Here is a 13,863-nt window from a genome sequence, read left to right on the forward strand (position 1 = left end):
CACGCCTTCCGCACCCTGAACAGGCAGGAGCAAACGAATGCCTTACCGCCCGCCGCTGGTCGCCCGCGAATTCTTCGTGGCCGACCCCCCGGAGCTGCCCCAGCGCGCACCTGGCGAGCAGGGCCTGTCGGCCGTCACGCGCGCCGAGGTCGTCGAGACCGGCCCCTCCTCAGTCCTGCTCAAGGCCGTGACGAGCGCCGACGAGGTGCTGTACGTGGGCCTCGCGGCCGTCGCAGACGGCGTCGTCCGCGCCCGCCTGTCGGCGGACCCGGCGGCCCGGCCGGCCGCCGAGCAGGCCCTGGAGATGGTCCACGCCGGCGTCTTCGACGGCGCCAAGGTGACGGTCGACGGCGGCACCGTCACGGTCGACGCCGGCGCCGTCCGCGCCGTCGCGACCCTCGACGCCTGGACCCTGCGCTACACCGACGCCGCCGGGAGGACCCTCGTCTCCCAGAACCCCGGCGAGCAGGACATCTCCGGCCGCCTGCGGACCCTCCCGTTCGGCCGCTCCATCGTCGACGGACAGCCCGTGGCCTACCACGAGTCCTTCACGGCCGCACCCGACGAGGCCTACGCCGGCTTCGGCGAGCGCTTCGCGCCCCTGAACGCGCGCGGCCAGCGCCCCCTGATGTGGAACTTCGACGCGTTCGGCTCGGAGTCCATCCGCGCCTACAAGAACGTGCCGTTCTACCTCTCCGACCGCGGCTACGGCGTCCTGGTGAACTCCGGCGCGCCCGTCGAGTTCGACATGGCCCAGCAGACCCACGCGGCCGTCGAGTTCATCGTGCCCGACAACGCCCTCGAGTACTTCGTGCTCGGCGGCACCCCCGTCGAGGTCCTCGACCGCTTCGACGGCCTCACCTCCCGCCCGGCGCTGCCCCCCAAGTGGGCCTTCGGCACCTGGATCTCCTCGGGCTTCTTCGTGGACACCGAGGAGCGGGTCCTGGACCGCGCCAAGAAGATCCGCGAGCGCGGCATCCCCTGCGACGTGCTCCACCTGGACACGTTCTGGCAGCACGAGCCGCACTGGTCGGACATGCAGTGGGACCGCGAGAACTTCCCCGACCCCGAGGGGATGCTGGCGACCCTCGCCGAGCAGGGCTTCAAGGTCTGCCTGTGGATGAACTCCTACATCTCCCACAAGTCCCCGGTCTTCGCCGAGGGCGACGAGCGCGGCTACTTCCTCAAGAACGCCAAGGGCGAGACCTACGTGGCCGACGTCTGGCACGGCTCGCACCAGGCCAGCGGCATCGTCGACTTCACCAATCCCGACGCGACCGCGTGGTGGAAGGACCTGCTGCGCGGCCCGCTCCAGGCCGGCGCGGCCCTGTACAAGACCGACTTCGCCGAGGGCGTGCCCGCCGACGCGGTGGCGCACAACGGCATGACGGGCACCGAACTGCACAACGTGTACACCCTGATGTACAACGACGCGGTGTGCGAGGTGACCCGCGAGGTCAACGGGCACGACCTCGTCTGGGCGCGCTCGTCGTTCCTGGGCGGGCAGCGCCACTCCGCGCAGTGGTCGGGCGACGTCCAGACCACCTGGGCCGGCCTCGGCGGCACCATCCGCGGCGGCCTCTCGCACGGCCTGTCGGGCGTCCCGTTCTGGTCGCACGACACCGGCGGCTTCAACGGCACCCCCGAGGACGACCTGTACATCCGCTGGGCCCAGTTCGGCGCCCTGTCGCCGCTGCTGCGCTACCACGGCACGACCACCCGCGAGCCGTGGGAGTTCTCCGAGGAGGCCGAGCGCCTCGCGGTCGAGTCCCTGAAGCTGCGCTACTCGCTCGCGCCGTACCTGTACTCCGCGGCGGTCCGCGCCTCGCGCACCGGCGAGCCGGTGCTGCGCGCGCTCAACGTCGACGACCCGGCCGACCCGGTCTCGTGGACGGCCGACCAGGAGTTCCGGCTCGGCACCGACCTGCTCGTGGCCCCGGTCAACGACCCGTCGGGGGAGCGGCGCGTCTACCTGCCCATCGGGCGGTGGATCGACTTCTGGACCAAGGAGGTCCACGAGGGCGGGCGCTACATCGACACCAAGCACGGCCTGGAGACCTTCCCGGTCTTCGTGCGCTACGGCGCGATCATCCCGCGCGTCGAGCCCGGGGCGACCATCGGCGACGAGCCGTTCGCGTCCATCACCCTCGAGGTGTGGGGCGCGCCGGCCGAAGGGGTCGTGATCTCCGACGTCGACGGCGATACGACCATCGCCGTGGAAACTGTTTCGGAAACTGTTACCCTGGTTTCGACCGGTCCCGCGGACGTCGTTAATGTGAGCGTCATCGATGTTGTCGGCAAACCTGCGAAGGTCGAGCTGGAGCGTAAATAGATGAGCCTTGTCGCCGGAGTCGACTCCTCCACCCAGTCGACGAAAGTAGTCCTAGTACACGCCGAGACCGGCGAGATCGTCGACTCCGGCAGGGCCTCCCACCCCGAGGGCACCGAGTGTCCGCCCGAGGCGTGGTGGGAGGCCCTCCAAGAGGCCGGCAAAGGCCTCCTGGAGCAGGCGGAGGCCGTCAGCGTCTCCGGCCAGCAGCACGGCATGGTCGCCCTCGACGAGCACGACGAGGTCGTCCGCGACGCCCTCCTGTGGAACGACACCCGCTCGGCCCCGCAGGCCGAGCGCCTCACCGCCGAGAGCGGCGCCGACGCCTGGGCCGCCGACACCGGCCTGGTCCTCGCCGCCTCCTTCACCGTCACCAAACTCGCCTGGCTCGCCGAGCACGAGCCCGAGAACGCCGCCAAAACCGTTTCGGTCATGCTCCCGCACGACTGGCTCACGATGAAGCTGCGCGGCGCGACCGCATCCGAGGCCACCACCGACCGCTCCGACGCCTCCGGCACCGGATACTGGTCGGCCGCCACGGGCGAGTACGTCCCCGACCGGCTCGTCCAGGCCTTCGGCCGCCGCCTCGCCCTCCCGCGCGTCGCCGCCCCGAACGAGATCGTCGGCCGCACCCCGCGGGGCGCGATGGTCGCACCCGGCACCGGCGACAACGCCGGCGCCGCACTCGGACTGGGACTGGGCCCCGGCGACGTCGTGGTCTCCCTCGGCACCTCCGGCACCGTCTTCGGTGTCTCCGACGTGCCCGCCGCCGACCCCACCGGGCTCGTGGCCGGCTTCGCCGACGCCACCGGCCGCTACCTGCCGCTGGTGTGCACCCTCAACGCCGCCCGCGTCCTCGACACCCTCCGCGGGCTCCTCGGCGTCGACCACGCCGAGTTCGACGCCCTCGCACTCGCCGCCGCACCCGGCGCCGGAGGCCTCACCCTCCTGCCCTACCTCGACGGTGAACGGACCCCCAACCGGCCGAACGCGACCGGGGTCCTCTCCGGGCTCACCACCGGCGCCACCCGCGCCGACCTCGCCCGCGCCGCCGTCGAAGGCATGCTCTCGGCCCAGGCCGACGGGCTCGCCGCCCTCGCCGCGCAGGGCCTCGACGCCGCCCGCGTCCTCCTGATCGGCGGCGCCGCCGCCTCCGAAGCCGTCCGCCGGACCGCCCCCGGCGTCTTCGGCGTCGACGTGGAAGTCCCCCCGGCCGCCGAATACGTGGCCCTCGGGGCCGCCAAGCAGGCCGCCTGGGCACTCTCGGGCCGGGACACCCCGCCGCAGTGGAATGTCGGAGAGCCGGCGCGGTACCACGGCAGTGCCGTCGCCGCCGTCTCCGAGCAGTACTCGACGCTCCGGGACGAGACCGCTCCCTGGGCAAGCCACCGATGAGAAAAGGACTGAACATGACCGACAAATACGCACCGGTGCCCGAGGACAAGTTCTCATTCGGCATTTGGACGGTCGGCTGGGCGGCTCAGGACGTGTTCGGCTCGACCACGCGCGCCGCGATGAGCGCCGACCGCGCCGTCCGCAAGCTCGCCGAGATCGGCGCCTACGGCGTCAACTTCCACGACAACGACGTGTTCGCGTTCGAGGACTCCGAGTCCGAGCGCGACGCCAAGATCGGCGCGTTCCGCAAGGCCCTCGACGAGACCGGCCTCAAGGTCACCACCGCCACCACCAACCTGTTCGGCCACCCGATCTTCAAGGACGGCGGCTTCACCCACAACGACCGCGACGTGCGCCGCTTCGCGATCGGCAAGGTCATGCGCAACATCGACCTCGCCGCCGAACTCGGCGCCGAGGTCTACGTCGCCTGGGGCGGGCGCGAAGGCGCCGAATCCGGCGGCTCCAAGGACGTCCAGTCCGCCATGGCCCGCATGAAGGAAGCCTTCGACACCCTCGGCGACTACGTCACCGAGCAGGGCTACAACATCCGCTTCGCGATCGAGCCCAAGCCGAACGAGCCGCGCGGCAACATCCTGCTGCCGACCCTCGGCCACGCCCTCGCGTTCATCAACGAACTCGAGCGCCCCGAACTCGTGGGCATCAACCCCGAGATCGGACACGAGGAGATGGCCGGGCTCGACTACGCCGCCGGCATCCGCCAGGCGCTGTGGCACGGCAAGCTCTACCACATCGACCTCAACGGCCAGACCGGTCCGCGCTACGACCAGGACCTGCGCTTCGGCGCCGGGAACGTCGGCGGCGCGTTCTGGACCGTCGACGCGGTCGAAGAGGGCATCGCCAAGGGCCAGTACACCGGCCCGATCCACTTCGACTTCAAGCCCCCGCGCACCGAGGACGACAACGGCGTGTGGGTCTCGGCCGCCGCCTGCATGCGCAACTACGTGATCCTGCGCGAGAAGGTCCGCGCCTTCCGCGCCGACCCCGAGGTCCAGCAGGCGATCAAGGACGCCCGCGTCGACCAGCTCGCGGTCCCCACCCTCGCCGAGGGCGAGACCTGGGCCGACCTCAAGGACGTCCAGGTCGACGTCGAGGGCCTCGCCGCCAAGGGCATGGCCTTCGAGCGGCTCGACCAGCTCGCCCTGGAGCACCTCTACGGCGTGCGCTAGAGCCTTCGCGAACACGAATCGGGCCCGGAGCGTTCGCTCCGGGCCCGATTACACCCCACACCCATCAGTTGGATCGACTCGCCTTGCGGCTTCGTGTCACCCTCAGGAGGATTCGATCTCCCCTTGGACAGAACACTAAGCCGCGACCTGACGCGTTCACCGGGAGAACCATCAGAGTTCCATTGGAACCCCCGGGACCCTGCTTCAGCGGTCCGCGGGCACCGTCGGCTCGGGCGGGTCGGCCAGTTCGGCCAGCGTCTTCTGCCAGATGCCGACGTCGTGCCACTCGCCGTGCTTGTACCCCGCGGCCTTGATGGTGCCGACCAGCTCGAAGCCGAACGCCGCGTGCAGCGCCTCGCTGCCGGGGTTCGGGCTCGTCACCTGGGCCATGACGCTGCGGAAGCCCTGCGCCTCCAGGTGCTTGAGGAGTTCGCGGTACAGCGTCGAGCCGACCCGCCGGCCGCGCTGGCCGTCCGCGACGTAGACGGTGGCCTCGGCGGTCCAGTCGTAGGCCTGCCGGGCGTTCCACGGCTTCGCGTAGGCGAGGCCGACGACCTCGTCCTCATAGACGGCGGCGAGCCAGGGGAATCGGTCGCCGTACACGTCGATGTCGCGCTCCCACTCGGCCGCCGACTGCGGCTCGGTCCGGAAGTTCGCGGTGCTGTGCGCGATGTAGTGGTTGACGATCGCGGCCACCGGCGCCGCGTCCGAGGACTCGGCGAAGCGGACGGCGACCAGGTCAGCGGTGCTCATGGCCGAAGCCTATCCAGCGGCCCCGCCCGAATCCCAGCGCGATCTCGCAGTGTGAATTGACGGCTCGCAAGCTTCACCGAGGCCGTGAATTGACGGCTCGCAAGCTTCGCCGAGGCCGTGAATCGACGGCTCGCAGGCTTCGCCGAAGGTACGGACCGTCACCACACCGTGCTCGGGCGCCACATGCAGATCGCCGGGCGCAATCCGCCCGTGGCCCGGAAGTCCTCCACCGCGCGCGCGAGCGTGCTCAGCGCGATGTGCGCGTCGGTAGGGAACACGCTGGCCGTGTCCATGTCGCGGTAGAGCCGGATCCCGGGCGCCAGGAGGTCGTTCGAGAAGGTCACCCAGGCGCCCGGCCCGTAGTCCTCGCCGCCCGGACCGTAGTACGACAGGGCGCCGACCTCGGTCTCGCGGTCGATGACGATCTTGAGCCCGTGGTCGGGGCGCCCGCCCGGGTCGTACCCAGGACGATCGCGCACCAGCGCCGTCGGCACCTGCGCCAGGTCGGCGGCGACGATCGTCGCGACCGCCGCGGCGACGCCGTCGGGATCGGAGGCCAGCAGCACCTGCTTCCCGTTGTCCCTGGTGTGGAGCCTGAACTCGGCGCAATGTCCGGACACATGGGCGCCCGCGGGGCCAGCGCTCATGGGCGGTGCTCCTTCCGGGTCGAGCGAGGCGGATGCGCGAAGCTGGGAATCGTGTTGGAAATCGAGCCGAATCGCCATGGAGGACACCGCACCTCAGTGTTGTCGGGGGGTTTGTCAACGACAGTACGTGCGCCATCGCGCCGTATGGCCGATCAGTCGGGAAGTTGACAGAAACGCACTGATGTGCCGTGACAACCTGTTCATGCAACTCGCAGATTCCACTCAGGAGGCCCGCGCCGCCGATCCGGACCGGCTCTCCCCCCGGCACCCAAGCGCGGCAAGATAGACCCATGCGAGTGGAACTGCTGGGACCGTTGCTGGTGCGGGACGACGCGGGAGGCGAGATCGCCGTCCCCGCCGGCCGCCAGCGCGCCCTCCTGGCCAGGCTCGCCCTCGAACCCGGCCGGAACGTCACCGCCGCGGCCCTCATCGACGCCCTCTGGCCCGACGACGCGCCCGCCAACGCCACCGGCGCCCTCCACACCCAGCTGTCGCGCCTGCGCCGCCTCCTCGGCGGCGCGCACATCGAAAGCGGCACAGGCGGTTACCGCCTCACCGGCGCGACCACCGACGCGGCCGAATTCGAGCAGGCGGCCGCCCGCGCCGAAGCGGCCTCCAGAGAGGACTCGCCCGCGGCCGTCCGCGACCACGCCGAGGCCGCTCTGGCGCTCTGGCGCGGGCCGGCGCTGGCCGACCTCGACCACGCCCCGTTCGCCGGGACCGCCCTCGTGCGGCTGTCGGTGCGCCGCGAGGCGGTCGCCGCGCTCCACCTGGACGCGCGGCTGCGCCTGGACGGCGCCGAGGCCGTCCTCGGCGAGCTGGCGGCGCGCCACGCCGCCGACCCGCTCGCCGAAGCGGACGCGGCCCGCTACATGCGGGCCCTCGCCGCCTCCGGACGCCAGGCCGAGGCGCTGTCGGTCTACGAGTCGGTGCGGGCGCGGCTCGCCGACGAGCTCGGCGTCGACCCGTCCGCGGGCCTCGCCGCCGCCCATCTCGACGTGCTGCGCGGCGTGGAGGCGTCGACCGCCGCGAAGTCCAGCCGCCTGCCGCGTCCCCTCACCGCCTGCATCGGCCGCGAGTCCGAGCTGGAAGCCCTCGCGGCGCTGCTCAAGGCCAACCGGCTGGTAACGCTCACCGGCCCCGGCGGCACCGGCAAGACCCGCCTGGCGATCGAGGCCGCCCACCGCCTCGCCGCCGACGGGCACGCGGTGCACCTGGTCGAACTGGCGCCCGTGGCCGACCCGTCCCGGCTCCCCGAGATCGTGCTCGACACGCTCGGCCTGGGCGAGTCGATCCTCTCGCGCCGCAACGAGGACCCGATGGCGCGACTGGTCGAGGCCCTGTGGGGCCGCGACACGGTGCTCGCCGTCGACAACTGCGAGCACCTCATCGAGGACGCCGCCGCGCTCCTGGCGCAGCTCCTCGCGCAGGTCCCGGGCCTGCGGGTGCTCGCCACCAGCCGCGAGGCGCTGGGCATCACCGGCGAGGCCGTCTTCGGCGTCGGCCCGCTCCCGCTGCCCGAACCGGACGCGCCCCTCGCGGACCTGCGCTCGCACGCGGCGATCCGCCTGTTCGAGGAGCGCGCTCGCCAGAGCGACCCGGACTTCACCGTGGACGAGGCGAACGCGCCCACGGTCGTTCAGGTCTGCACCGCGCTCGACGGACTGCCGCTCGCGGTCGAACTCGCGGCCGCGCGCCTGCGCGGCATGAGTCTCGACGACCTCGCCGCCCGCCTGGACGACCGCTTCGGCCTGCTCGGGCGCGGCCCCCGCACCGCCGAACCGCGACAGCGGACCCTCCGCGCGGTCGTGGACTGGAGCTGGGACCTGCTCGACCCCGCCGAGCGGCGCGTCCTCGCCCGCATGTCGGTCTTCAACGGCGGCGCCGACCTCGACGCGGCCTGCGAGGTCTGCTCGGCGACCGCCGACCAGATCACCGGCCTGGTCGACAAGTCCCTCGTGCAGCGTCTTCCCGGCGGCCGGTACCGGCTGCTGGAGACCGTCCGCGAGTACGCCGCCGCCCGGCTGGCCGAGTCCGGCGAGACCGGCGACTACTATGCGCGCCATGCCGAGTACTTCGCCGCAGTGGGCGAAGCCGCCGAGCCGCACCTGATGCGGGCCGAGCAGGTCGAATGGCTCGACCGCCTCGCGCTCGACCACGGGAACCTCACCGCCGCCGTCCGCCGCATGATCGCGGCCGGCGACGCCCCCCTCGCCCACCGCGCGATCGCCCCGCTCTCCTGGTACTGGTGGATGCGCGGCTACCGCCTCGAAGGGCAGGAGCTGGCCCGGCAGGTGCGCGCCATGGAAGGGCCCGTCGCCTCGATCTACCGCGCGAAGGTCGCGATGGCCGGCAGTTGGGGCATGTGGTCGGGCCAGCTCGACCCCACCGAGGTCGACGCGGGGTTCGCCGAGGCCGAGATCCTCATCGAGCGCGACCAGGTCAGCGTGGCCGAGCCGGTGGCGCAGATGGTGCCGATCATCCGGGCCCTGCTCGCGGGGGACGAGACGCGCCTGCGCTCGATCCTGGAGTCGCTGGTCCGCCCCGAGGACGCCTGGGTGCGGGGCATCGCGCTCATGTTCGTCTCCGACTTCTCGCTCCGGGCGGGCCGCAAGGAGCTCGCCTCCGCCGAACTGGCCGAGTCGAACGCGATCTTCGAGCGCCTCGGCGAGCGGTTCGGGCTGATCCTCTCCCTCCAGGGCCTGGCGGGGGACCGGATGGCCGCGGGGGACTACCGGGAAGCGCGCCGAATGCTGTTGCGCGCCATAGCGGCCGAAGCCGAGTTCGGGGCCGACCTCGCCGACTCGGTCATCGCCGAGAGCCTGTGGCGCCTCGACGCCGAGCACGGCGACGACCCCGCCGCCGAACTGGGCCGGATGCGCGTGGTCGAGGAGCGCGCCAAGCGGATCGGCAACACCGAGAACGTCATCGCCGCCCGGGTGTCCGCCTCGATCTGCATGCGCCGCCTCGGCAGGCTCGTCGAGGCCCGCGACGAGCTGCTGTCCGCCGAGATCGGCCTGCCCCGCTTCCTCTCCTTCTCCGAGGTCTCGGTGCAGCTGTACCGCCAGCTCGCGGTCGTGGCGCGCGAACTCGGCGACCCGGATCTGGAGATCCGGGCCGCCGGCATGGTCAGCGGCAGCAACTGGCCCTTCAGCTCGTGAGCTTGCGGCGGTAGGCCCGCAGCGACAGCGGCACGAACACCGCGAACAGGGCCGCGCACCAGCCCAGGAGCGCCAGCAGCTCACCGCCGGGCGTCCCGCCGTCGAGGAAGACCCGCATCGAGTCGGCCATGGACGTCAGCGGGTTCACCGTCGCCCACCACTGCACCGGCTCGGGCAGCGTGTCCTTCTGGACGAAGATCGTGGACGTGTAGGCCAGCGGCATGAGCAGGCTGATCATCCAGGTCTGGATCTGCTCCTCGGACTTGGCGGTGAGGCCCACCAGCACCATCGTCCAGGAGCACGCGAACAGGAACAGGAGCATGACGCCCGCCGCGCCCGCGACCCCCGCGACTCCGCCGTCGGCCCGGTAGCCGATCGCGAAGGCGACGCCGCCGACGATGAGCAGCGACCACGCGTGCTTGACCATGTCGGCCGCGACCCGCCCGGCCAGCAGCGCGAAGCGCGAGACCGGCATCGCGGTGAGCCGGTCGAACACGCCCGACTTCAGGTCCCCGAACAGGCCCAGACCGGTCGCGGTGATCGCGAAGAACAGGCCCATGGCGATGATCGAGGGCCCCGCGTAGTCGAGGAACGCCTGCCAGGACCCCATCATCTGGCCGCCCATGAAGAAGGTGACCGACAAGAGGATCATGAGTGGGATCATGACGAACTCGACCAGCTGCGCGGGCTGGTTGCGGATCGACACGAGCGAGCGCGCGGTCATCGACGCGGCCTGGGCGAACGCCCCGCGCCGGGTCGTCCAGGCGGTCACGGTCTCGGTGGTCATGCCGGCACCTCCGTCTTCTTCTCGTCGGTGCCGGTGCGGTGCCCGGTCAGGGTCAGGAACACCTCGTCGAGCGTCGGCTCGTCGAGGCCGAACGCGGCCAGGTCGACGCCGGCCTGCGACACCCGGGACATGAGGGCGGTGGCCTCCCCGGCGTGGGCCACGGGCACGAACAGGGTCGCGTCCTCCTCGCGGACGCTCGCGCCGATGGTCCAGTCGGCGAGGTCGCGCAGCTGCGCGAGCGCGTCGGGCCGGACGGGCCGCAGCCGCAGCACGAGGCCGCCCACGGTCTGCTTGAGCTGCGAGGGCGTGCCCGAGGCGATGACCCGGCCGGAGTCGACCACCGCGATCGAGTCGGCCAGCTGGTCGGCCTCCTCCAGGTACTGGGTGGTCAGCAGGACGGTGGTGCCCTCGGCGACCAGCTCCCGCACGACCTCCCACAACCCGTTGCGGCTGTTGGGGTCCAGCCCGGTGGTCGGCTCGTCCAGGACCAGGACCTCGGGCCTGCGCACGATCGACGCGGCCAGGTCGAGCCGGCGGCGCATCCCGCCGGAGTAGCCCGCGACGGGCCGCGAGGCCGCGTGGGCCAGGTCGAACCGCTCGATCAGCTCGTGCGCGCGGGCCTTGGCCTGCGACCGCGAGGCCCCGAGGAGCCGGGCGATGAGCACGAGGTTCTGCTCGCCGGTGAGCCCGTCGTCGAGCCCGGCGTACTGGCCGGTGAGGCTCAGGCGCTCGCGCACCTGCGCGGCCTGGGCGACCACGTCCAGCCCGAGCACGCGGGCGGTCCCCGCATCGGGGACGGTGAGGGTGGACAGGACGCGGACGGCCGTGGTCTTGCCCGCGCCGTTGGGGCCGAGCAGGCCCATGACCGTGCCCGGGGCGACGCCGAGGTCGATGCCGTCCAGGGCGCGGACCTCGCCGAAGGACTTCACCAGCCCTCGCACTTCGATGGCGTACTTCATAGGGGGTGCCTCTCTGGTTCGCTTTCTGTACGACCAGGCTGCGCCCCTCGCCTTTCACCCCGCTTGCAGCGCGCTTTCACCGCCGCACGGGCGTGAAAGGGCCGCGCAAGGTCAGGCGGCCGCCCTCGCGGGCGCGTCGATCGCGAGGCGGACGCCCACCGCCGCGAGAAGGCCGCCCGTGACGCGCCGCTGCCACCTCACCCAGGAGGGCCGCCTGCCGAGGAACGACGCGACCCCCGCGGCGGCGAACACGATCGCCCCGTTGACGGCGAAGCTCACCGCGATCTGGATCGCGCCGAGCGCGAACCCCTGCGCGGCGACGTGCCCGAGCTCGGGCGAGATGAACTGGGGGATGAGCGCCAGGTACATGACGGCGGCCTTGGGGTTGAGCAGGTTCGTCAGCAGCCCCATCCGGAACAGCCGCCCCGCCGAGTCGCGCGGCAGGTCCCGGGCCTCGAACAGCCCCACGCCTCCCGGGCGGAGGGTCTGCCACGCCAGGAAGAGCAGGTACGCGGCCCCTGCGGCCTTGAGGCCGATGTAGAGCCAGGGGACGGCCACGAACACCACGGCCAGACCCAGGTTCGCCAGGGTCATGAAGACGACGAAGCCGGTCACGGTGCCCAGCAGCGAGACCAGTCCGGCCCGGCGGCCCTGGGACAGGCTGCGGGAGACCAGGTAGACCATGTTCGGCCCGGGGGTGAGGACCATGCCCAAGGCGACCAGCGCGATGCCGGCCGCCGCTCCTGCTGTGATCATGTGCGCTCCGCTTCCGTCTCCGTAGGAACCTACCGCCGCGGCCGCCGCGCGGCAACGCGCTTCCGGCCCGCTGGGACTGCGGGCGAAAGGTCCGCCCCGCCTGCTCAGGGCGGCTCCGGAAGGGCTCCGACGAGGAGTTCGGCCACGGCGGTCATCTCCCTGGCGGCCTGCACTTCGCCGACCTCGTGCTCGTCCCAGGCGCCGAAGATCGCCGCGATGTAGCGGCGGTCCGAGCCGATGGTGCCGGTCGAGACGAGGAACCGGTCGGGTTTGCAGCAGCCCCAGCCCTGTTTGACCGCCCAGTCGAGGCCGTCCGCGGCGGTGGGGATTCCGAAGGTCTGGTCGGTGCCGTCGGCTCCGAGCTCCGTGGTCGCGGCCATCGCGTCGACGATGACGGTGCGGTCGTCCTCGGGGAGTTCGGCGAGGAGGAACTCGTACATCCGCACCACGTCCGAGGCGGAGATCGACACGTCGCCCCAGCGCCCCCAGTCCGGGGAGGGCGCGGTGTGCTCGAGCCCCATCTCCTTCACCAGATCCTCGATGACGGCCGGACCCCCTACGACGCCCCACAGCTCGTTGGCGATCGAATCGTCGCTCCTGGAGATCATTCCAGCCACTGTGGACGGGTCGGCCCCGCTGCGGAGCGCGCCGACGGCGATGAGGATCTTCGAGACCGACATGCTGAAGTGGACGTCGTCGGGACGGTGGCTGAGCAGGTACCGGTCCTCGGCCGAGTCGTAGAGGACGACGCTGAACTCGCCGGCGAGGCCGGCTTCTTCGAGGAGGCCCGCGGCGGCCAGCCGGGGGTCCAGTTCGCTGCGCTGGCCCGGAGTCAGCGGGAATTGGATGTTCGCTCTCGGTTCGGGCAGCGCGGCGAGGATGCCGATCGTGAGCGAGAAGATCGCGACCGTGGCGACGGCGACCGCCGTGAGCGACTTCCGGCCGAAGGCGGCGCTGAACCGATGAGGCATGCGGGACCCGATTTCCGGCGTAGGGAGAGCCGCTTGAGGCAGTCGGGAGTCTAGCAATCGGCGGGCCAGGGCCGTCGAGTCAGGACTTTCGGCGGGGGCCGGTCGGCGGGGTGGTGGTGAGGCGTGGGAGGCGTGGGTGGGCCCGGCTCTTAAAGGGCGGCGACGGAGTGGTGGGTGGTGGGTGCATTGCTGATCCGGGCGTCGTCTCGGTCGGGGTCAGAGCGGGCGGCGACGGAGTGGTGGTGGGTGGGTCGGGGTGCATTGCTGATTAGGGCGTCGTCGTAGTTGGGGTTCGGGCGGGCGGCGACGAAGGGTTGGGGTCGGTGCGGGGTGCGTCGCTAGTCCGGGCGCCGTCTTGGTGGGTGTTCGGGCGGGCGGCGACGAGGAGGTGGGGCGTGGGCCGGTGTCCGGGGCGGGTCAGGGGCTGCCGAGGCGCGGCGTCCGGACCGGCGATGCCGGTGAGGTCGAGTCTGGTTGCGGTGCAAGGGGAGTGGCGGGTGAATGCGAGTGTTCTGTACCCGTGTGGGTGTTGCGGGTGGTGTCTGTGCGAGAGAGAATTGAGGTACGCACAAGGGTAAGGGATTCATACAGGCGGCGGCCGGTGCATGCAGACTACGCCAAGCCTCTGGCCGAGAGCCGTTCCTCTGTATGGAGCCCCGACACTGCTACTCCATTGAACTGGGGTTGGTGTGTGGTCGCCCTCGGAGTGCTATCGGGACCTCGCAGCTATCCGGTCAAGGCGGCCGGACTGGGTGGGGGTGCCCTTTCGGCCGGGATCACCTCGAGCGCCGGGAGGCTGGTGTTTTTAACGAGGCACATACCGTAGGCAAAGGCCCTCTGAAGCGCCACCTGCGATGATCACGACCGGTTGGCATCTGCGCCCGATCCACGCGCACCCCGACAGTCCCGACCAACACC

At 71.6% G+C, this 13,863-nt stretch carries 10 protein-coding genes; 4 read left to right on the forward strand and 6 right to left on the reverse strand.

The genetic code is table 11. The annotated features are described in order from the left end of the window. The first annotated feature begins 37 nt into the window (after positions 1-37). The 3 genes from BLQ63_RS19105 to xylA are packed head-to-tail and all read left to right on the forward strand — an operon-like array spanning position 38 to position 4,911. On the forward strand, positions 38-2,332 hold the full coding sequence (locus BLQ63_RS19105; protein ID WP_091038816.1) for a TIM-barrel domain-containing protein: 2,295 nt from the start codon (positions 38-40) through the stop codon (positions 2,330-2,332). Further along, on the forward strand, positions 2,333-3,724 hold the full coding sequence (gene xylB / locus BLQ63_RS19110; RefSeq protein ID WP_091038819.1) for a xylulokinase: 1,392 nt from the start codon (positions 2,333-2,335) through the stop codon (positions 3,722-3,724). A gap of 14 nt (positions 3,725-3,738) precedes the next feature. Then, entirely contained in the window at positions 3,739-4,911 is a 1,173-nt protein-coding gene (gene xylA, locus BLQ63_RS19115) for a xylose isomerase (RefSeq protein ID WP_091038821.1), read from the forward strand. 204 nt (positions 4,912-5,115) lie between these two features. Here the strand turns inward: xylA and BLQ63_RS19120 are convergent, their stop codons facing one another. Both BLQ63_RS19120 and BLQ63_RS19125 read right to left on the reverse strand, forming a co-directional pair. Beyond that, on the reverse strand, positions 5,116-5,664 hold the full coding sequence (locus BLQ63_RS19120; RefSeq protein ID WP_091038823.1) for a GNAT family N-acetyltransferase: 549 nt from the start codon (positions 5,662-5,664) through the stop codon (positions 5,116-5,118). A 158-nt stretch (positions 5,665-5,822) separates the two neighbouring features. Next, complete coding sequence (locus BLQ63_RS19125; RefSeq protein ID WP_177155013.1) at positions 5,823-6,311, reverse strand: Imm1 family immunity protein; 489 nt, start codon at positions 6,309-6,311, stop codon at positions 5,823-5,825. Positions 6,312-6,601: 290 nt separating this feature from the next. Between BLQ63_RS19125 and BLQ63_RS19130 the strand changes: the two genes are divergently transcribed. Then, entirely contained in the window at positions 6,602-9,472 is a 2,871-nt protein-coding gene (locus BLQ63_RS19130; RefSeq protein WP_091038828.1) for an AfsR/SARP family transcriptional regulator, read from the forward strand. Here BLQ63_RS19130 and BLQ63_RS19135 read toward each other — a convergent pair. The 4 genes from BLQ63_RS19135 to BLQ63_RS19150 form a co-directional block, all read right to left on the reverse strand. Beyond that, positions 9,462-10,259: an ABC transporter permease gene (locus BLQ63_RS19135; protein WP_091038830.1), complete on the reverse strand. Its 798-nt coding sequence runs from the start codon at positions 10,257-10,259 to the stop codon at positions 9,462-9,464. The two genes, BLQ63_RS19130 and BLQ63_RS19135, sit on opposite strands and share 11 nt — an antisense overlap. Next, positions 10,256-11,218, reverse strand: coding sequence for an ATP-binding cassette domain-containing protein (locus tag BLQ63_RS19140; protein WP_091038832.1), 963 nt, complete (start codon positions 11,216-11,218; stop codon positions 10,256-10,258). Before BLQ63_RS19140 ends, BLQ63_RS19135 begins: the two co-directional genes overlap by 4 nt. Positions 11,219-11,329: 111 nt before the next feature. Beyond that, positions 11,330-11,974, reverse strand: coding sequence for a LysE family translocator (locus tag BLQ63_RS19145; RefSeq protein WP_091038835.1), 645 nt, complete (start codon positions 11,972-11,974; stop codon positions 11,330-11,332). Between the two features lie 104 nt (positions 11,975-12,078). Beyond that, a complete protein-coding gene (locus tag BLQ63_RS19150; RefSeq protein WP_091038838.1) occupies positions 12,079-12,945 on the reverse strand; it encodes a serine hydrolase in 867 nt (288 codons plus the stop codon). Positions 12,946-13,863 lie beyond the last annotated feature (918 nt).

The sequence above is a fragment of the Glycomyces harbinensis genome, assembly GCF_900101745.1.
Lineage (GTDB): Bacteria > Actinomycetota > Actinomycetes > Mycobacteriales > Micromonosporaceae > Glycomyces > Glycomyces harbinensis.